Genomic DNA, 292 nt, shown 5'->3' on the forward strand with positions numbered 1-292 from the left:
GGATCGACCAGCCCGGCGACAGCACCGCCTCTTCGTTGCGCATGACGATGTGGCGCGTCTCGTCCGGCTGGCCCATGAAATGGAAGACGCGCGCGCCCTCGGCCAGGTCGAAATAGAGATAGGCCTCCATGCGTCGATCATGCACATGGCAGGGCATGGTGTTCCACACCGATCCCGGCGCCAGCTGCGTTATGCCGACGACAAGCTGGCAGGTTCTTGCACCATCGGCATGGATGAACTGGAAGATCGAGCGCTCGTTGCTGGCCGCCTGGCTGCCGAGGTGGAGCCTCCT

At 63.7% G+C, this 292-nt stretch carries 1 protein-coding gene; it reads right to left on the reverse strand.

The genetic code is table 11. The features are described 5' to 3' along the window. Positions 1-292, reverse strand: a 292-nt coding sequence (locus EN818_RS32020; RefSeq protein WP_189524020.1) for a 5-deoxy-glucuronate isomerase, incomplete at both ends; no start/stop codon positions are given.

Origin of the sequence: Mesorhizobium sp. M3A.F.Ca.ET.175.01.1.1 (assembly GCF_004791945.1) — a bacterium.
In the GTDB taxonomy this organism is placed as follows: Bacteria; Pseudomonadota; Alphaproteobacteria; order Rhizobiales; family Rhizobiaceae; genus Mesorhizobium.